The organism is Nocardia sp. NPDC101769, assembly GCF_044766925.1.
In the GTDB taxonomy this organism is placed as follows: domain Bacteria; phylum Actinomycetota; class Actinomycetes; order Mycobacteriales; family Mycobacteriaceae; genus Nocardia.
Genome location: NZ_JBIWMX010000002.1, coordinates 70,715 through 90,204 on the forward strand (window position 1 = coordinate 70,715; position 19,490 = coordinate 90,204).

The window sequence follows — 19,490 nt, forward strand, 5'->3', positions numbered from 1 at the left end:
CGTCGGGCGCATGAGGATTCGTGGTGCCGTCCTGGAACGCATCGGGGCACAGACGCCCTTCGCCGACTCGAAGCCGATCACCATCAGCGAGCTGGAGCTGGGCGAACCCGGACCCGGCGAACTGCTCGTCAAGATCGAGGCGGCCGGGCTGTGCCACTCGGATCTGTCCGTGGTCGACGGCAACCGGGTGCGGCCGGTGCCGATGCTGCTGGGCCACGAGGCATCCGGTCGCATCGAGGCGGTCGGCCCCGGCGAGAGCGACCTGCGCGTCGGCCAGCGGGTCGTCATGACCTTCCTGCCCCGCTGCGGCGAGTGCGCCGGCTGCGCCACCGACGGCCGCACCCCCTGCGAGCCCGGCAGTCTCGCCAACAACGCGGGCGAATTGCTCGCCGGCGGAAGGAGATTGCTGCGCGACGGCGCGGAAGTCCATCACCACCTGGGTGTTTCGGCCTTCGCCACGCACGCGGTCGTGGACCGCCGCTCGGTGGTCCCGGTCGACGACGACGTCCCACCCGAGGTGGCCGCCGTCCTCGGCTGCGCCGTCCTCACCGGCGGTGGCGCCCTGCTGAATTCGGCCAAACCCGGCCCCGCGGACCGCATCATGGTCGTCGGCCTCGGCGGAGTCGGCATGGCCGCGGTGCTCGTGGCCGCGGCGCTGCGGGCAGGCACCGACCGCGAGGTCATCGCCGTCGACACCGTCCCCGACAAACTGAAGACCGCCCTGGAACTCGGCGCCACCGCCGCCTACACCCCCCAGGAAATCGCGGCCGACAACATCCGGGCCGAGGCGGTCATCGAAGCCGCAGGCAACATCCGAGCCTTCGAAACCGCCGTAGCCGCAACGGCTCCCGGCGGCGTCACCGTCACCGTGGGCCTCCCGGCTCCAGACGCCCGCGCCTCCATCTCCCCCCTTGCCCTGGTAGCCCAGGGCCGCGCCATCATCGGCAGCTACCTCGGCTCCGCCGTCCCCGCCCGCGACATCCCCGAATTCGTCCGCATGTGGCGCGAGGGCAACCTCCCCGTCGAACGCCTCATCTCCTCCCACATCCGCCTCGAGGACATCAACGCCGCCATGGACGAACTGGCCTCCGGCCACGCCCTCCGCCAGGTGATCACCTTCGACTGACCCACCCACCTCCGCTCCGATGCGTGAGAGCGGTGTGGCCGAGGATGTGCCGGCGCTGATGTCGGCGTGGCGAGTCGATGACGAAGAGTTCAGAGTTCGGTCTGTTCGGCGGCCCATGCCGCAATCTGTGCGCGCGAGGTGAACCCCAGTTTGGTCAGGATATGTTCCACGTGTCCATTGACGGTGCGTGGTGAAATCACCAGTTGAGCCGCGATCGCCCTGTTGGTCAGGCCGTGCGCGACGAGATCGGCGACCTGGCGCTCACGCTTGGTCAGTTTTCCTCCGGAACGGAGGGGCGGCGCGGTCGCTTGGGCTCGCTCGCCGAGCGCGAGGCCCGCTGCGGCGTCGAAACTCATTGCGGCGCCTTGCTGATGGGCCGCCTCGAATGCGCGCGCGCCGAGCATCTCGCGACTGCGGCGGGTGAATTCCTCGTGGTAGACGAGCATATTGGGCAGCATCGAGACGGAGCTGCCGCCGATCCGGCTCAGCGTATCGGCGGCGCCCAGCAGGGTAGCGGCGCGGCGGACATCGCGCTGCTCGGCCGCGATCCAAGCCAGTGCCTCCATACAGATGGTGGTGACGACCGGATCGGACACCAGTCGAGCCGCTCGAATTCCTTCCTGCAACAGATGTACGGCGCGATCGAGCTCACCCGTTCGCCACACGGCGAATCCCATTGCCCACAGCACCCACGACCGAAGCACCGTTTCACCGGCGGATTCGGTGATCGCGAGTGCCTTCTCGAGGCCCGCGAGAGCCACCGCGATGTCGCCCTGTTGCGCGTAAGCCCAGCCGAGCGAAATCCGCGCGTCCAGCTGCGATTCGAGCTCACCGGATGCCTCGTAGGCGTCGATGGCATCCGCCAGCAGGGTGGTACCCGTACGAGCCGGATTGTCAGCACCGCCCGTCAGGAAGTAGTTTCCCTTGGCGTGGGCGAGCAGGGCTGCGACCAGTGGGTCCGCCGTCTGCTCGGCCAGGGCCTCGAGCTGCGCCACGTGCTCGGCGGCGGCCGGTAGGTCACCCTGCAGGACGGCCATCGTGGCGGCCCCGCGGTGACCCTTGGCCCGACAGAGCGGCCGTGCATCGGTCGATTGGGCGAGCGCGCGCTCGTGCCAGCGACGTCCCTCGCTGAGCCGCCCACGCAGTATCCAGAACATGTACAGGGCGGTGACGATCCGCAACGCACTTTCGCCCGACTCGGACAGGCTGAATTCCAGCGCGTTTCGCAGATTCGGCAGCTCCCGCTCCAACCGGGCAACCCACCGCAGCTGGTGCGGGCCGATCCATTCCGCTTCCACCTGGACTGCCAATCGCACACACCAATCCCGATGCCGCCGAACGTATTCCGGGTATCTCCCGCTGTCCTCGGCTTGCTCCCTGCCGTATTCCTGAACGGTCTCGAGCATCCGGAAGCGGATCGTGCCCTGGGTTTCCTCGCGGATCAGGATCGACTTGTCCACCAGCGCGGACAATGTGTCGAGCAATTGCGTCTCGGTCGGATCGGCGCCGCAGACCTGCTCGACCGCATCGAGCTCGAAACCGCCCGCGAACACCGACAGCTGATCCCACAACCGCTGCTCGGCCGGTGTGCACAAGTCATAGCTCCAGCCGATGCACCACCGCAGGGTCTGCTGCCGCATCGGGGCAACACGACTCCCGCGAGTCAACAGGGCATAGCGGTCGTCGAGCCGGGTCAGGATCTGCTCGGGCGACATCGTGCGCAGCCGGGCCGCGGCCAGTTCGATCGCCAACGGTAGCCCGTCGAGTCGAGTGCAGATCCCGGCCACGCTGAGCATGGAGTCATCGGTTACCTCGAAGCCCGGCACGGCCGCGGCGGCTCGCTCGGCGAACAACGTCACCGCGTCGTGGCGGGTCACCGCGCGCAGCCCGGGTTTGCTCGCCGTGTCGGGAATCCCCAGTGGGGGCACCACGAACACCGATTCCCCGCCGAGGCCGAGTGCCTCTCGACTGGTCGCCAGAATCCGCACTTGCGGGCAGGTCTGTAGCAGCAATTCGGTCAGCGACGCGACCGCTTCGATCATGTGCTCGCAATTGTCCAGTACCAGCAGCAGATTGCGCGCGGACAAGAACTCCACAAGCGTGTCGAGCATCGGCCGGGCACTCTGGTTTCGCAGACCGAGGGCGGTGGACACGACGTCGACCAAAAGTGTCTCATCGTGCAGATCACTCAACTCGACCAGTTGCACACCGTCGGTGAAATTTCGCTGCACCCTGTCGGCGACCTGCAGCGCGAGCCGTGACTTGCCGACCCCGCCCATACCGGTCAGCGTCACCAGACGTGACCCCGCCAGCAGGTTCTTGATTTCGGTCAGCTGGATCCGCCGGTCGACGAAGCTGGTCAGCTCGAGCGGCAGGCTTCCAGTACGATTCCCCGCCTCGGGCGCCGACGTGACAACCGATGCGTGCTCGGCTACTGGTTCGGCCGGCAGCACCATCGCATCGACCGCGAAACCGTGATCGCGCTCTATCTGGCGCAGTTGCTCGCCCAACTCCACGGCGGTGGGGCGGCGGCGCGGTTCGCGTGACATGGCCGCCTCGATCACCGCGCAGACGTCGTCGGGAATTCCTTGCTCGCGCAGATCCGGTACGGGTTGCTGGGTGATTCGCAGAAATTGCGCGACGACCTCCTCGCCGCTGTGGCGTTCGAAGGCCGCGTGCCCGGTCAGCGCACAGAACAGCGTGGCTCCCAGCGCGTACACATCCGAGGCCCGGCTCGGGGCGTCACCACCGAGGACCTCCGGTGCGGTGAATGCCGGTGATCCGGTGATCGTGCCGGTCGCGGTTTCGAATCCACCGGTGATGTGGGCGATCCCGAAATCGGTCAACGCGGGCTCACCGTAGTCGGTGAGCAGGATGTTTCCCGGCTTGATATCACGGTGCAGCACCTCGGCTCGATGCGCGGTTTCCAGCGCCCCGGCGATCTTCACCCCCAGGTGCAGCACCTCTGCCAGCGACAACGGACCGTCGCGGCGCAGGCGCGCATCCAGGGATCCGCGAGCGTGATATGGCATGACCAGGTACGGGTGACCACTTGCGGTCTCACCGACCTCGAGCATGTCGACGATATTCGGGTGCCCGGTCAGCCGCCCCATCGCACGCTGCTCGCGAAAGAAACGCTCCCGATTCTCATCCAGCTCGCCGGTCAGCACCTTCACCGCGACCGTGCGACCCACAACCGGCTGGGTACAGCGGAACACCGCCCCGAAACCGCCCCGCCCGATCTCCTCGGCCTCCTCGAAACCTGCAGCACGCAACTCCGTGACGACATCGATACCGACATCACGCTGCGTATTGAACAGATCTCTCTCGACCATCGGCCACTCGTGATCTCCCCACCGGACACCAGCCACAATATCCCGACCGGTCCCCTCGCCGCACGCGATCGGGTAGGCGGTATTGCCGATGCGGTAGCTGAGCGGGATCGCGGCGATCGGCCGGTCGGTGGGATCGGTGAGGACCAGTTGATCTCCGGCGGGTTTCAGGGCTCCGCCGCTGATGGTCAGCAGCGCGGCATCGCCTTGACGCGTGACTTCGTAATGGACGTCGGTATTTTCGGCCTGGCCAACCTCGGGCCGGTCGCGCTCGTCGCCCGCGAGGAACCCGATATTCGCAGCGCCCTGCAGATCGTGCTCCGCTATATCGCTCTGCACAATGAGGCGCTGCGCACCGGGCTCACCCAGGCCGACAGTCTGACCACCATTCACATCCAGGCCGCACCCGGCGCCTCGCTCGGCCGGCAGGCCACCGAGCTCGCCGTCGGCGCCACCTGCCGCATCCTGCGAGAACTCCTCGGTCAGGACTGGCATCCGCTGTCGGTCTGCTTCACCCACGGCGCACCCGAACGGCGCGGCAATGCCCACCGGATCCTCGGGCCCACAATCGAATTCGAGCAGAGCTTCAACGGCATCGTGTGCTACACCCACGAACTCGACGCGGCCAACCCGCTGGCCGATCCCCTGCTCCGCCCCTGTGCCCGCGAATACCTACGATCCCTGACCCCGGTCGGCGAATCCACCGCCGAGCAAGCACGCGCCATCATCGAAACACTGCTGCCCACCCATCGGTGCTCGGCCGCCACCGTCGCCACCCGCCTCGACCTCGCCCACCGCTACCTCACCCACCACCACCGCACCCTCACCGCCATCGCCACCGAACTCGGCTTCTCCGAACTCAGCGCCTTCTCGCGCTGGTTCCGCCACCACACCGGCCACAGCCCCACCGACGTCCGCACACCCCGACTGCAGAAGGACGCGGCACCGCCTTCGGGTAGTCATCGGTAGGGACGGACACGCGATCGACCGGCATCTCGACCTCACCGGAAGCTCCCCGCGGGCTCACAGGGTTCATTGGAGTCCGGGGCGCTGAATGGTCAGCGTGACCACATCACTCCAGGACAACCCGTCAGTGGTTCCGCCGCCGCCCGCGGCTCCCCGTGAGGCCGGACGGTTCGGCGGCCAGACCGCCGAACGTGCCGGTCTGGCCGCGCTACTCATCGCGACGGCGGTGATGTACCTGTGGAACATCACCATCAATGGCATGGGCAATCAGTTCTACGCCGGGGCCGCGTGGGCCGGGTCGAAGAACTGGGAAGCACTCCTGTTCGGTTCTCTGGATCCCGCGAACTTCATCACCGTAGACAAGCCGCCGGTGTCGCAGTGGGTGATGGGGCTGTCCGGGCAGATCTTCGGATTCTCGAGTGCCAGCATGCTGATTCCGCAAGCCCTGATGGCGGTGGCCGCCGTGGGGCTGCTGTATGGCGCGGTGCGGCGGCTGACGGGTAGCCATTACACCGGCCTGCTCGCCGGCGCCGCGCTGGCGTTGACGCCGGTCGCGGCGTTGATGTTCCGGTTCAACAACCCGGACGCGGTCATGGTGCTGCTCATGATGGCCGGTGCATACGCCACCGTCCGCGCCCTCGAGCGCGCCTCGACCAAGTGGATTCTGCTCGCCGGTGTGGCGCTCGGGTTCGCGTTCCTGGCGAAGATGCTCGAGGGCCTGATGGTGCTGCCCGCGCTGGGGCTGGTCTATCTCATCGCCGCGCCGAATCCGATCCGCGCCCGCATCGTGCAGCTGGTCGGGGCGCTCGTCGCACTGGTGGTGTCGAGCGGATGGTACGTCCTGGTCACGCTGCTGTGGCCGGCGTCGAGCCACCCGTATCTGGCCGGGTCGACCGACAACAACTTCATGAATCTGGTGCTGGGCTACAACGGCTTCGCGCGGGTACTCGGCCGCAACCACCGTGGTGCTCCGGGCGGCGCGCCGCACGACCCGGCCACCGCGGCACCCGATCCGGCCGCGGCTGCGGACACGGCCGCGCAGGCCGGTCCGGGCGGACACGGTGGCGGTGGATTCGGCGGCTTCGGCGGGCAGGTGCGCGGCGTGGGACGCCTGTTCACCGGTGAATTCGGCTTCGAGATCGGCTGGTTGCTGCCGGCCGCGCTGCTGGCCATGGTGCTGGTGCTGGTCTCGCGGGGCCGGGCGCCGCGCACCGACCTGGTGCGGGCGGGCGCGATCCTGTTCGGGCTGTGGATCCTCATCGACGGCGGCGTGCTCAGTTACATGAGCGGCACGGTGCACCCGTACTACTGCCTGTCGATCGCACCGGCCGTGGCCGGTATGTTCGCGGTCGGCATCCACGAGATGTGGACCAGACGGCACACCGTCCTCGGCCGCTTCGGTGCGGCCGCGCTGGTGGCGACCACCGGCGTGTGGAGTTTCGTTCTGCTGCACCGCAACAGCGGCTGGTACCCCGAACTGCGCTGGGCGATCCTGGCGCTGACGGTGGTGGCGACCGTGCTGCTGGCGCTGCCGTGGGTGCGGGACAACCGCCGTGTTGCCGCCGCCGCGCTGGCGCTCGGCCTGATCGCGAGTCTGTCCGGCGCGACCGCCTACTCGATCGCCACCATCGTCACCCCGCACAGTGGCGGCGGTCCGACCGTCGGCCCAGCGAGAGCCCCTGGCGGCCGGGGTGGCGGTTTCGGCGAGTCCCAGCCCGACCAGCAGCTGGCGGCCCTGCTGAAGACGTCCGACTCGACGTGGGCGGCCGCGATCAACGGCTCCTCCACCGCGGCGGGCCTGGAGTTGCAGACCGACAAGGCGGTCATGGCCATCGGCGGCTTCTCCGGCAGCGATCCGACCCCGACCCTGGCGGAGTTCCAAGCGGATGTGAAGGCCGGCAAGATCGGCTACTACGTCGTGCAGAACAACAACGACCGTGGCGGCAACGGAAACGGCAACGGCGACAATGGAAACGGCTACGGCGACAACGGGAACGGCAACCGTGAGCCCGGCGCCCCCGCCACCGGAGGCGAGCGCAACCGGCAGCAGGCCGGCGGCCAGAACCCCGCCGATCAGCCGAATCGCCAAGGCGCCCAGGCCGAGCAGGGTAACCAGGGTGGCCCGGGCAACCAGGGTGGCTTCGGCCGCAACCAGCACACCGACATCACGGACTGGGTGACCGCGACCTTCACACCCCAGCAGATCGGCAACACCACGGTCTACAAGCTGACCGGCTACACCGGCTAGCCCACCGGCCCGAAGGGCCGGGTGCGCGATGGATTCCATTGCGCACCCGGTCTTTCCCGGCGTCCAGGGGTGCGTCACGAACGGTCGATCACCCGGTGGCGATTCACGCCGAGCGCAGCCGCTGGATGGCCAACGGCACTGCGCCCGACCACCATTGCGGATCGGCGGTGCCGTCGGTGGTGCGCCCGTCGCGGTGGACGTAGTGCCGCACATCGCGTCCCGGCGTCGCGAACTCGCCGGTCAGGGCTCGTTCCAGCCATTCGGCGCCGAATCGGAAGACCTCGGCCGCCACGCCTCCCAGCGGATGGAATTCGCCCTCGTAGACGCGAATCTCCTTGGGCGCGCGAACGAGTTCGTAATTGGCGAGCGCCTGTTCGAGTGGGGTCAGCTCGTCGAACTCGCCGATGCCGTACAGCACCGGGCACGCGATGTCACCGACCAGATCCCCCAGCGGCATCCGGTCCCTCAGATCCCGGTCGAAGGCCGCTTCGTCGTCGTAGCCCGCCATGTACATGTAGTTGTTCTTGAAGGTCGGCTGCGCTTGCTCGAAGATGGTCCGGAAATCGCCGGTCGGCGCCTCGAAGGCCGCCAACGCCGCCAGCCTCGGCTCCGTCGCGGCAGCACGCGATCCCCAATACCCGCTCATGCTGATGCCGAACATGCCGATCCGCAGCGGATCCACTTCCGGCAGTTCGCTCAGATAGTCGATGTAATGCCGCACGGCGCGTTCGTAGTTGGTGAGATCGACGGTCAGGCCGTGCGCCCGGCTCTCGCCCTGCCCAGGACCCTCGATGGACAGCGCGACCACGCCCCTCGAGGTGTAGTAGCGCTCGGCCGCGGCGATGTAGTCCTCCTTGATCATGTCCATGCCCGGGCCGAGAATCACCGCCGGAGCCCGATGCACCGGCCCCGCCGGCAGATGCAGCAGTGCGAAGATCTGCTTGCCCTCGAAGTCCAGCGCCACCCGCCGGACCAGTCCGCCGCGCAGTTCCCCCAGCCGTTCGACGCAGTGATTGGCGCGCTCGCGGAATGCGAGTTTGCGTGGATCGGCCGCCTCGAAGATCGAGTACTGGGCCCGGCCCCACATCACGGCCGCCCGGGTGTAGAGGTCGGCGGCGGTGCGTGCGAACCCGTTTCGCTCATGGTGGGCGGCGCGCTCCTCGGCCTGGGCGGCGATGCTCGCCCACGCCTTGGGCAGCATCGCCCCGCTCCGCACGAGTTCGAAGACCTTGTCGAAGTCGGTGTGGTCGTGGCCGAGTTGCTCCATGGTGCCCTTCGCCTGCGGATGCAGGGCGTCGAATCCGCCCTGGGCGAGGGCGATGTCGAGGGCCCAGCTCTGGCCCAGCGATCGAGTGGTCATGGTGGGTGCTCCTTCCAATAAACTAAGTACTTATCTATTAAGTACTTAGACTAAGCTGCTGTCAACCCCGCACGATCCGCCGACAGGAGACCCACCGTGACCGAAGACCTCGATGCGGACCGCGCGACAGCTCTCGACCTGCTGGCCCGGGCCGCCTACCGGCTCAGCGCGGCGGATTCCCGGCTCCGGGGGCGCGCGACCCGATCCCCCAAGGCGCTGTCGCTCACCCATGCGCGCGCCCTGCGCGCGCTGGCCGACCGCGGGCCGCTCACGATCGGCCAACTCGCTGCCATGGCCGAAACAACCGGCGCCGCAACCACTCAGCTGGTCAACGGCCTGGCCGCGGCGGGATATGTCACCAGGGAACGCCCACCCGGCGACAAGCGCTCGGTGCTGGTCACGCTGACCGAGGCCGGGCGCACCCGGTGCCGCGAGCGCATGACGGCCATGACCGACGCCCTTCGAGACGAACTGGCCGAGCAGGACATCGCCGCGCTGAGGTCCGCCACCGAGGTCCTCGACCGGCTCGTCGCGGTCTACGACCAGCTGTGACCGCCGACCCGGAGAAGGCCGGCCGCACCCGCGCCCCGAAGCCGGTGGCCGACTCGTCCGAAACGGCCGCGCGGCGTGGCGTGTCGCCGACCCGATAGGCTCGACCCGTTGCTGATTGGGCGGAGTGAAGGAGACCAGGTGACCACGAACCGGATCCGGGTGGGTGTGCTCGGGGCGCGCGGCAAGGTCGGGCAGGCCATCTGTGCCGGGGTCGAGGCCGCCGCGGACCTGGAGCTGGTGGCGCAGGTCGACAAGGGCGACTCGCTGGAGGCGTTCACGGCCGCCGGAACCGAGGTCGTGGTCGACTTCACGCACCCGGATGTGGTGATGCCCAATCTGAAGTGGCTGGTGGAGAACGGGATTCACGCCGTGGTCGGCACCACCGGTTTCGATGCCGAGCGGCTGGAGCAGGTGAAGGGCTGGCTGGCGGCCAAGCCGGAGGTGGGAGTGCTGATTGCGCCGAACTTCGCCATCGGCGCGGTGCTGAGCATGCGGTTCGCCGAGCAGGCCGCGCGCTTCTTCGACTCGGTCGAGGTCATCGAGCTGCACCACCCGAACAAGGCGGATGCGCCGTCGGGCACCGCCTTCCGGACCGCCGCGCTCATCGCCGCGGCCCGGGAGAAGGCGGGTGTGGGCCGCAGCCCCGATGCCACCAGCCAGGAGCTGGAGGGTGCGCGTGGTGCGGACGTGGACGGCGTGCGGGTGCACTCGGTGCGGCTGGCCGGACTGGTCGCGCACCAGGAGGTGCTGTTCGGCACACAGGGGGAGACGCTGACCATCCGCCACGACTCGCTCGACCGCACCTCCTTCGTGCCCGGCGTGCTGCTGGGCGTGCGCAAGACGCCGCTGCGCCCCGGTCTCACCGTGGGCATCGACCCGCTGCTCGACCTGTGAGCACGCCCTCCGGGAATCCTGCCGACGGCAACGGCCGCGAGGTCTTCAAGCGGGTCGGTTTCATCGCGGCCCTGGTGGTGGTGCTCGGGTTCTACTTCGTGCTGCTCGGCCGGATCGGGATCGACCTGATCGCCACCGGTAAGCCGGCCGCGGTGGGCTTGGGCATCGGCGTGTTCATCCTGCCGGTGCTGGGCGTGTGGATCGTGGCGACCAGTGTTCGCGCCGCCTTCGCCCACCAGCGCCTGGCCCGCCGCATGCACGAGGAGGGCGGCGAGCTCGATGTCTCCGATCTGCCGCGCCGCCCGTCCGGACGCATCGAGAAGGATGCTGCCGACGCGCTTTTCGAGCGGGTGAAGCAGGAGTTCGAGGCGGACCCGCAGAACTGGCGCACCAACTACCGCGCCGCCCGCGCCTACGACTACGCCGGCGACCGCACCCGCGCACGCGAAATGATGAAGCGCGCAGTGGAATTGGAGCGCGGCGACCGGCCCGGGGCACGGTAGCCGCGATTTCGCAGGAAACCTGCCGGTAGGTTGCGGCCGGGGTAAAGTCCGCCCGGTGAGGTTCAAGGTGGGTTATGCGCTGGCGATAGCCTGCGCGGCGATGGGGTCGCCTGCGGTGGGGTCGGCGATGGCACGGGCGGACGACGCGCCGTCCTGCATCGAGTCGGAGAACGGCTACAAACTCGAGTGGCAGGTCAGCTGGTCGATCTATCAGGCCGAGCAGCAGAATCCGGACGACGGGCGAGCAGTGACCGAGGTGGATCTGCCCGTCACCATCGACGCACCACTGGACAAGGTGTGGGACATCTACTCCGATGTCCGCAACGGTATCGGTCGCCACTCGTTCCTCAAGGACATCATCGTCCACCGCACCTGCGACGACGGCGACACCCACACCACGGATTTCACCGCGCTCGAGGACATTCCGACGGGCCCGGTCATCTTCCCCGGCCACACTCAGGCCGAGCAGATCCTGCACCCGGACGAGCACTACTACACCAGCGACAGCTGGGACGTCCCCAACGTGACCACCCACCAGGTGATCACCTTCGCCGACAACGGTGACGGCACGACCACCGTCAACGAGCATCTGACCTTCATCGCCGACGCGGCCCTGCTCGACTTCACCGTCAGCAACGGGGTGGCCGCGCACCAGGCGACCCAGGAGGGCATCAAGCGCGATATCGAAAGCGGCGCGCTCTGAGGCGGTTTCGCCCGACCGCACCGAACGGCGATATCACTCGATACGCAAATACGGCCCGGAACCTGTTGGTTCCGGGCCGTATTCGTGGTGCCGCCGATGCATCCGGCGGTACCCCACACCGGGAGGAAGATCCGGGCACCCGTGACGGGCGGGTCCCCGGTGGAGAGTCGGTGTGCGGTTCCGGCCGCACCGGCGTTCCCGGTACCGGGGTGATCGCGCAATCACCCCGGGCCGCAGTGGTTTTCCGGCTTCTCCCGGCCGTCAGGGCGCGGGATGCACTGTCCGCCAGTGCTCGGCGATGTCGATGCGACGCGCCAGCCACACCTTCTCGTGCGACTGCACGTAGTCCAGGAAGCGCTCCAGCGCCCTGGCCCGCGCCGGCTTGCCGATGATGCGGCAGTGCAGGCCGACCGACAGCATCTTCGGCGCACCCGCCGCGCCCTCGGCGTAGAGCACGTCGAAGGCGTCCTTCAGGTAGGTGAAGAACTCCTCGCCGTTGGCGAACCCGGCGGGGGAGGAGAAGCGCATGTCATTGGATTCGAGCGTGTACGGCAGGACGAGGTGATCCTGGCCGGCGACCTTCACCCAGTAGGGCAGATCGTCGGCGTAGGAATCGGAGTCGTACACGAAGCCACCGTGCTCGACCACCAGCTCGCGGGTCTGCGGCGAATCACGGCCGGTGTACCAGCCCTTGGGCGCCTCACCGAAGAGCTTGGTGATGATGCGCACCGCCTCCTCCAGGTGCGCGCGCTCGGTCTCGGCATCCATCATCTGGTAGGAGATCCAGCGCAGGCCGTGCGAGCAGATGTCGTAGCCGTTGCGCTTGAACGCCGCGACGGCCTCCGGATTGCGCTCCAGCGCGCGGGCCACCCCGAAGATGGTCAGCGGAATATCGCGGGATTCGAACAGCCGCAGCACCCGCCAGAGTCCGGCGCGGGAGCCGTACTCGTAGATGGTCTCCATCGACATGTGCCGGTTCGGGAACGCCGCTGCCGGAACGATATCCGACAGGAAAGTCTCCGAGACCGCGTCGCCGTCGAGGACATTGTTCTCGCCGCCCTCCTCGTAGTTGAGGACGAAGTTGACCGCGATGTTCGCCCCACCCGGCCACTGCGGGTGCGGCGGGTTGGGACCGTAGCCCACCATGTCCCGCGGGTAGTTCAGATCGAAATCGCTCATGGCTGCATGTCCTTTCGGCGCGCTCGGGGGCCATCCGTGGTTACGCGAGCAAGCGCGGGGAGGCGGAGCGGCGCCTCCGGGCCCCGACCGGTCACGCCAGGTCATTTTCCAGCTCGGCGCGCAGCTGCGCCCGAGCTTCGTCGGTCAGGGTGCCGAAGAGCCGCAGCCGGGCCAGTCCGCCGTCGGGGAAGGCGTCCAGGCGCACCTGCACGACCGCCGCGTCCGCGCCGATCAGGAAGCGGTGGCGGGTGTCGGGCTGCAGGCGGGTGCGGCCCAGCAGTTCGACCTCGGTGCCGTCGGCGCGAATACCGGTGAGGGCGCCCGCACCCGGGCTGTTGAACAGGAAGTACGAGGTGTCGATTTCGGCGGCGGTGATCACGCCCTCGGCGGCCAGCTGCACCAGCACCCAGTCGTTGGTGTTCTTGTCGCGGCGGCGCGCGGTCTCCCAGCCGTCGCCCATGCTGCGGGCGCGGCCGGGCATGAGCACGTTCTGCGGGTGCGAGAAGAAGCGGTTGGAGCAGTCGGCGACCAGGCCGCCGTTCTCCACCGCGGCCAGGTCGAAGGGGCCGGACTCCAGCCAGGCCAGGTCGGGCTTGGCGACGCCGTGCACGCGCAGGCGGGCGATGCCGCCGTCGGGGAACATGCGCAGCCGCACGTGGGTCCAGCGCTTGGGGGAGTCCACGGCGAACGGGTTCAGCGAATCGCCGGACACCTTGGCGCGCTCGACGATCGTGGTCCAGCCCTCGGCGGCGACCAGCTCGTCGACCGACGGATTGCCTTCCACCGCAATGGCTTCCACCGACACCTCGGGTGGGTAGTTGCCCTTGAACCAGGCGGTGTCCACCACGACGCCCTTGACCACGCCGGGCACGCCCAGGCGGACGATCGCGGTGTCGCAGTCGTCGCCGGCCGGGTGGTCGCCCGCGGCGCCGCGGCGGCGGCGGGTCTCCCAGCCGTCGTACACCTGGCCCTTGTGACCGAAGGTGGCGGGGGAGTAGGTGGCCTGCTCGGGCCGGATCAGATTCTCCTTCTCGGCGAAGGACTCGTCGTTCGCCCACAGCACGGCGCCACCCAGGGTGCGCACGGCCAGATCGGGAAGCAGCGTGAAATCAACGTCGCTCATAGCGCCGGAATCTTCCTCTCTCGCAATTGATGCAATACCTCGACAGTGGCCTTGGGGGCGATCGCGGTGACCTCGGCGGGTTCGAAGGCGCCGCACGCCAATCCGCGCAGCACCACGGTCGCCAGCGCCTGCGCGGTCGCCGGTTCGTCCATCACCGCGCCGCCCTGGCGATCCAGGTAGCGGCCGATCCGCGGGGCGGCGATGCCCAGGCCCTCGCGGAAGAACGCGAAGGTGGCCAGCCAGCGGGTGACCAGGTGGCCCGCGCCCATGTCCCAGCCCTGGTAGTAGCCGCGCTCGAGCGAGCGGGTGACCAGACGGAAGTGCCGCGACACCGCCGCACGCACCTCCGCGTCGGTGCCGATCGGCAGTACCTGGGTGGAGCCGTCGCACACCCACACCCCGGTGGTCGCGGCCGCGGCCTGCATGACCGCCTTGGCGTGGTCGGCGACCGGGTGCTCCAGCGACTGGAACTTCGGAGCGATACCGCAGGCGGCGCTGTAATCGTAAGTGCCGTAGTGCAATCCGGTGCAGCGTCCGGCCGAGCGCTGGATCAGCTGCGCGACCGGGGCGGTGCCGTCGGCGGCAATGATGGCCTGCGGGCTCTCGATCTGCAGCTCGAACCGCAGCGATCCGGCGGCCAGCCCGTGCGCGGACTCGAGGGCCTCGCACAGCTGCACGGTGAGATCGGCCTGCTCGGCATGGCGGATCTTGGGCACGGTGAACACGAAGCCCTCGGACACGCCGCCCGCGCCCTCGAGCACCTTCTCCAGGGTGCGCACGGCGCGTGCCCACTCCGGGGTGGTGAGGCCCTTCATGCGGATGCCGCGCGAGGAGACCTGGGACGGAAGGGCTTCGAGCACCGCGCCGGCGCGCAGGGCGTCGCGGTCCTCGGTCTCGTCGCCGCGGGTTCCGTAGCCGTCCTCGAAATCGAACCGCAGGTCCTGGATGGGGCGCTCGCTCAGGGTCCGGAGGACCCGCTCGACGGCATCCTCGCCGGCCAGCTCGACCAGCAGGTCCCGCTGTTCCGCCGCGAGTTCCAGTGCGGCCGCGCCCCATTGGGCGGGCAGGTCGATCGAGGCGTCCGCGCCGGAGGCGTACGCGGTGTGCACGGGCTGCCCCGGGCGATCGCCGGGATAGAGCCGCAGCAGCTCCGAATCCACTGCCTGCAAACGGGATTCGATCCCGTTCCATGTCTCCGGTGGCAGCGTCACGCCTGGGCCTCCTGTTCCTCGATGCCGAAATCGGCGAGCAATCCCACGTACTTCTTCGGTAGTGGGGCCGCGAATTCCCCGCGGCCGGACTTACGCAACTTCATGGTGACCAGCGACTGCACGGTCAGCGTGGCGGCGGCGACGCCGTCCACCACGGGCACCCCGACCTCCTCGGTCAGGTACTCGCACAGATCCGCCATCCCCGCGCAGCCGAGCACGATGGCGTCCGAGTTGTCGGCCAGCACGGCCTCACGGCAGGCGTCGGCGATGACCTTCCGCGCCTCGGGATCCTCGAGTTCGAGGACCGGTATCTCGCAGGCGTGCACATTCGCGCAAAAGCGTTCCATGCCATAGCGTTCCGCCAATTCCCAGGCCCGGCCGGCGGTGCGGCCGAGGGTGGTGACGACGCTGAATTTCCGGCCCAGATGGCTGGCCGCCTGCATGGCCGCCTCGGCGATGCCGATCACCGGGCCGCGCGCCAGCTCGCGCGCGGCGTCCAGGCCGGGATCGCCGAAACAGGCGATGATGTAGCCGTCCACGCCCTCGGCCTCGCCGCGCGCGATCTCGGCCAGCAGGCCGGGCACGGCCAGCGCCTCGTCGTAGTGGCTCTCGATGGAGGCCGGGCCCATGTCGGGGTTGACGGCGTCGACCACCGTGCCGGGCGCGGCGACGAGGCGCGCGCTGTCCCCGATGAGTGCCGTCATCGCGGCGGTGGTGTTGGGATTGATGACCCGGATCCGCATGGATCCACGCTATCGAACAGAAATGGCTCCGGCGTTGCTTGAACCGTATATGTTCGAAAGCCCCTGGCTCAGGGGTTATATATCTTCTTCACCTGCGGGTTCGGCGAACAAACCGGTGTCGGTGGGCAGATGCGAGAGCACGCTGTTCAAGCGTGCGTGGTGCCCCTCGGTGGCCGACAGCAACGCTTCAGCATCCCTCGCTAGGAAGGCCTGCAGCTGCTTGCTGTGGTCGGCGTGCAGCACCACGCGATCCATGGTCGTCACATGCACCATGGGCTGCACGGGTTCGGTGATGTTCCAGGCGTATTCGAGCATGTGCACCACGCGCGGCATACCCGACGGGCGCACCAGAGCGAGGTGGAAGTTGCGGGTCTCCCGGTGATAGGCGACCGCGTTCTCGGTGAGCACCGCCTGCTCGAGGCGGGCGTGGATCTCGCGGGCCAGCTGATGATCGGCCTCGGTCGCATTGTGCACGGCCGCGGCCAGCGCGGCGGACTCCAGGCGCTCGCGCACGATGTACAGCTCGCGCAGCTCGTCGGCGGTCAGCATGGTGACCTGGTAGCCGAAGTTGGGCCGGTGCTCGACCAGGCCCTCGCCGATCAGGGTCTGCAGCGACTCGCGCACCGGGATGGCGCTCACGGTGAATTCACGTGCGATCTCACCCAGGGGCAAACCGGTACCGGGCGGCAGGTTTCCCTCCAGGATCAGCCGGCGCAATTCGCCGAGAATCTCCTGCTGGGAGTAGCCGCGGCGGGCATCCAGCGGCGGGTTGAGCTGGGGCAAACGGGGTAGGCGGGGGCGAGAAGGCACGGACCCAACCCTAGCCCTACGCGTAACCGGGTTCACAGCCCTCACTGGTGGTGAGCCATCGCGCGGCGGTTGCCCGGCCGCGTGTGGGTCAGCTCTCGTCGATGTCGTAGCCCAGGGCCTTGAGTGAAAGTCGGTGCAGGGTATCCCTTTCCGCGGGGGTCAGGCGCGCGAGCAGCACATCGGTGGCGGCGGCGATCTTCGCGTCGGTCTCCGCGCGGACCCGATTGCCGGCGGCGGTGATGGCCAGCCGGTATTTCCGGCGGTCGTGCGGATCGCGAGTGCGGGTGACCAGACCGGCCTTCTCGAGGCTGTCGATCAGCCGCACCATTTCGCTGCGGTCGATCTCCAGGATGTTGGCCATCTCCTGCTGGGAGATCTCACTGCTCTCGGCGAGGTAGGTGAGCACCCAGTGCTCGCGCAGGGGTGTCCCGAGGTGGGAGTGCATCGCCTTGTGCAGCTTGCCCAGCGCGTAGGTCGGGTGGCGCAGCAGGCTCGGGGGGTGGACCTCGGCCGGGTCGGAACGTTCTTCGGGCACCCGCTGATTATATCTATTGTTGAGCTCCTCAATCATTGATATTCTCTGCAATTGAGTTGCTCATCAACTATCGAAGGAGAGGTCCGATGACGCAAATGCGTTCGGACACCAGGACATCCGCCGCCCGGGGCGCTCCGGCCGGTGCTCCTGCCCCCGCCCATTCCGACAAGATCCCCGCGCATGTCTGGCGCACCGCCGGCGTGGTGGTGTTCGGCGCGGTCATGGGCATGCTGGACACCTCGCTGGTCAATATCGGGCTGCACACCATCGGCGCGGATCTGGGCGCCTCGCTGGCCACGATCCAGTGGGTGGCGAGCGGATATCTGCTGGCCCTCGGTGTTTCGCTCACCGTGTGCGGCTGGCTGGCGCGGCGGGTGGGCGTGACCCGGCTGTGGATGGGGGCGCTGGTCGCCTTCACCGTGACCTCGGCGGCGTGCGCCTTCGCGCCGACCGCGGGGTGGCTGATCGGAATGCGCGTCCTGCAGGGGCTTGCGGCGGGACTCATGATCCCGGCCGGGCAGACGATCCTGGGTCAGGCGGCCGGGCCGCAGCGCATGGGCCGGGTCATGGGTGTGGTCGGCATCGCGGTGGTGGGCGCGCCCGCCATCGGGCCGACCATCGGCGGGCTCATGCTGGCGCACTGGAGCTGGGAGTGGTTGTTCCTCATCAACATTCCGTTCGGACTGGCCGGATTGGCGCTGGGGCTGCGGTATCTGCCACGGACCAGCGGGGTGGCGACGCAGCCGCTCGACGTGATCGGCCTGGTGCTCGCGGGCGGCGGCGTGTCCGCGGTGGTGTACGGGTTGTCCGAGGTCGGGACGACGGGGTCGGTGACCTCGCTGTCGGTGTGGTTGCCCGTGGTGCTCGGGCTCGCGGGCCTCTCCGGATTCATCACCCGTGCGCTGCGCGCAGGGCGGCAGCTGCTGGACATCCGGATGTTCGGCAACCACGCCTTCCGGGCCGCCACCAGCGCCAGCTTCTTCGCGGGCGGGGCCATGTTCGGAGTCATGGTGTTGCTGCCCTTGTACTTCCAGGTGCTGCACGGCACCGGGCTCATCCGCACCGGCGTCGACCTGCTCAGCTACGGCCTGGGCGGCATCATCATGCTGCCGCTGGGCGGGCGGTTGACCGACCGGTTCGGCGGCGGCCGGGTCGCGGTGCTCGGCAACCTCGCCATTGCCTGCGCCGTGCTGCCGCTCGCGTTCCTGCCGGTCGGCGCGAACGGAATCCTCATCCAATTCCTGCTCTTCGCGGCGGGTATGGCCACCGGTGTCGGCGCCATGCCGCTGGTCTCGGCGGCGTATGCGGCCGTCCGGCACGAGCAGCTGCCCGACGCCACGGCCTTCGTGAACATCCTGCAGCGGGTGGGCGGGGCCGTCGCGGTGGCGCTGGTGGCCGTAATCCTCTCCCGGGCAACGTCATCCGGCTGGGCACCGGTGTCCGGCTACCACCTCGCCTTCGGGATCCTCGCCGCTCTCTCGGCGGCGGCCTCCGCGGCTTCCACGATCCTGTACCGACAGCAGAGGCGGGTGAAAGCGGCTGCCGCCGAACCGGTTCCCGCGCGACAATGAACAGGTGAACGAGCCGGAATCCCTCGCATCCCGCAGGAACCGCGTCGAGCGGTTCCTGCGGGATCGCGGCACGGAGACCATCGACCATCCCGGCGGGACGCTGCTCGCCCACCTGGGCCGGGTCGCCGACACGCTCGCGGTGTGGGGACATGACGGCGACCTCCAGCTCGCCGGCCTGGCGCACGCCGTGTACGGCACCGATGGATTCGGTGTCTCGCTCGTCGAATTATCCGATCGCGCAACGGTTGTCGAGTTGGTCGGTGCGCGGGCCGAGGGATGGATCTACCAGTACGCCGCCTGTGATCGCGAAACGGTCTATCGCCGCATCGACGCGGATCCGGTATGGTTCCGGGACCGCTTCACAGGCGGCGAATTCGAACCCTCCGAGCCCGATTTCCGGGCCTTTCTGGAGCTGACGGTCGCCAACGAGCTGGACGTGCTGGCGCAAAATGCCGAACTGGCAACGAAATACGGCGCGGGGCTCTACGAGCTCTTCGCGCGTGTCCGCCCCCGTCTCTCGCGCGCCGCACGGTCCGCCTGCGAAGGTCAGCCGGCGCCCCTTCCGCGGCCCGGGCGGTCGCAACAGCTAGATTCGAGTTAATCGAGGAGGCTGTCATCGAACCCCGATCCGAAG

17 protein-coding genes are annotated in these 19,490 nt (G+C 68.6%); 9 read left to right on the forward strand and 8 right to left on the reverse strand.

What is annotated here, in order from left to right; all coding sequences use genetic code 11:
* Positions 1-10 precede the first annotated feature (10 nt).
* Complete coding sequence (locus ACIRRA_RS03280) at positions 11-1,126, forward strand: alcohol dehydrogenase catalytic domain-containing protein (protein WP_402762424.1); 1,116 nt, start codon at positions 11-13, stop codon at positions 1,124-1,126.
* 89 nt (positions 1,127-1,215) lie between these two features.
* On the opposite strand, the gene ACIRRA_RS03285 is transcribed toward ACIRRA_RS03280, so the two are convergent.
* A complete protein-coding gene (locus tag ACIRRA_RS03285) occupies positions 1,216-4,461 on the reverse strand; it encodes a protein kinase (RefSeq protein ID WP_402762426.1) in 3,246 nt (1,081 codons plus the stop codon).
* Between the two features lie 9 nt (positions 4,462-4,470).
* Between ACIRRA_RS03285 and ACIRRA_RS03290 the strand changes: the two genes are divergently transcribed.
* Positions 4,471-5,427: an AraC family transcriptional regulator ligand-binding domain-containing protein gene (locus ACIRRA_RS03290; protein ID WP_402762429.1), complete on the forward strand. Its 957-nt coding sequence runs from the start codon at positions 4,471-4,473 to the stop codon at positions 5,425-5,427.
* A gap of 85 nt (positions 5,428-5,512) precedes the next feature.
* A complete protein-coding gene (locus tag ACIRRA_RS03295; RefSeq protein ID WP_402762432.1) occupies positions 5,513-7,672 on the forward strand; it encodes an ArnT family glycosyltransferase in 2,160 nt (719 codons plus the stop codon).
* A gap of 103 nt (positions 7,673-7,775) precedes the next feature.
* Here the strand turns inward: ACIRRA_RS03295 and ACIRRA_RS03300 are convergent, their stop codons facing one another.
* Positions 7,776-9,032 (reverse strand): alpha/beta hydrolase, encoded by a 1,257-nt coding sequence (locus ACIRRA_RS03300; RefSeq protein WP_402762433.1) that lies wholly within the window; start codon positions 9,030-9,032, stop codon positions 7,776-7,778.
* Between the two features lie 96 nt (positions 9,033-9,128).
* Here ACIRRA_RS03300 and ACIRRA_RS03305 point away from each other — a divergent pair, with 96 nt between their 5' ends.
* The 4 genes from ACIRRA_RS03305 (at position 9,129) to ACIRRA_RS03320 (ending at position 11,684) form a co-directional block, all read left to right on the forward strand.
* Positions 9,129-9,584, forward strand: a complete 456-nt coding sequence (locus ACIRRA_RS03305) for a MarR family winged helix-turn-helix transcriptional regulator (RefSeq protein ID WP_402762436.1) — start codon at positions 9,129-9,131, stop codon at positions 9,582-9,584.
* Between the two features lie 138 nt (positions 9,585-9,722).
* A complete protein-coding gene (gene dapB / locus ACIRRA_RS03310) occupies positions 9,723-10,478 on the forward strand; it encodes a 4-hydroxy-tetrahydrodipicolinate reductase (RefSeq protein WP_402762438.1) in 756 nt (251 codons plus the stop codon).
* Positions 10,475-10,981: a hypothetical protein gene (locus ACIRRA_RS03315; protein ID WP_402762441.1), complete on the forward strand. Its 507-nt coding sequence runs from the start codon at positions 10,475-10,477 to the stop codon at positions 10,979-10,981. The genes dapB and ACIRRA_RS03315 overlap by 4 nt, the downstream gene beginning before the upstream one ends.
* Before the next feature lie 55 nt (positions 10,982-11,036).
* The gene (locus ACIRRA_RS03320) at positions 11,037-11,684 is read left to right on the forward strand and encodes a hypothetical protein (RefSeq protein ID WP_402762444.1); all 648 of its coding nucleotides are present in this window, start codon (positions 11,037-11,039) and stop codon (positions 11,682-11,684) included.
* 261 nt (positions 11,685-11,945) lie between these two features.
* Here ACIRRA_RS03320 and puuE read toward each other — a convergent pair whose 3' ends face one another.
* From puuE to ACIRRA_RS03350, 6 genes are all read right to left on the reverse strand, one after another.
* Positions 11,946-12,863, reverse strand: a complete 918-nt coding sequence (gene puuE, locus ACIRRA_RS03325; RefSeq protein WP_402762447.1) for an allantoinase PuuE — start codon at positions 12,861-12,863, stop codon at positions 11,946-11,948.
* Positions 12,864-12,954: 91 nt separating this feature from the next.
* Positions 12,955-13,986: an allantoicase gene (gene alc / locus ACIRRA_RS03330; RefSeq protein ID WP_402762450.1), complete on the reverse strand. Its 1,032-nt coding sequence runs from the start codon at positions 13,984-13,986 to the stop codon at positions 12,955-12,957.
* On the reverse strand, positions 13,983-15,197 hold the full coding sequence (locus ACIRRA_RS03335) for a DUF6986 family protein (RefSeq protein ID WP_402762453.1): 1,215 nt from the start codon (positions 15,195-15,197) through the stop codon (positions 13,983-13,985). The genes alc and ACIRRA_RS03335 overlap by 4 nt, the downstream gene beginning before the upstream one ends.
* Positions 15,194-15,940 (reverse strand): aspartate/glutamate racemase family protein, encoded by a 747-nt coding sequence (locus ACIRRA_RS03340; RefSeq protein WP_402762455.1) that lies wholly within the window; start codon positions 15,938-15,940, stop codon positions 15,194-15,196. Before ACIRRA_RS03340 ends, ACIRRA_RS03335 begins: the two co-directional genes overlap by 4 nt.
* A gap of 75 nt (positions 15,941-16,015) precedes the next feature.
* Entirely contained in the window at positions 16,016-16,750 is a 735-nt protein-coding gene (locus ACIRRA_RS03345; protein ID WP_402762458.1) for a GntR family transcriptional regulator, read from the reverse strand.
* Between the two features lie 88 nt (positions 16,751-16,838).
* Positions 16,839-17,285, reverse strand: coding sequence for a MarR family winged helix-turn-helix transcriptional regulator (locus ACIRRA_RS03350; protein ID WP_402762461.1), 447 nt, complete (start codon positions 17,283-17,285; stop codon positions 16,839-16,841).
* 86 nt (positions 17,286-17,371) lie between these two features.
* Here ACIRRA_RS03350 and ACIRRA_RS03355 point away from each other — a divergent pair, with 86 nt between their 5' ends.
* Together ACIRRA_RS03355 and ACIRRA_RS03360 are read left to right on the forward strand one after the other, a co-directional pair.
* Entirely contained in the window at positions 17,372-18,856 is a 1,485-nt protein-coding gene (locus ACIRRA_RS03355) for a DHA2 family efflux MFS transporter permease subunit (protein WP_402762464.1), read from the forward strand.
* A 4-nt stretch (positions 18,857-18,860) separates the two neighbouring features.
* On the forward strand, positions 18,861-19,457 hold the full coding sequence (locus ACIRRA_RS03360; RefSeq protein ID WP_402762467.1) for a DUF6817 domain-containing protein: 597 nt from the start codon (positions 18,861-18,863) through the stop codon (positions 19,455-19,457).
* Positions 19,458-19,490 lie beyond the last annotated feature (33 nt).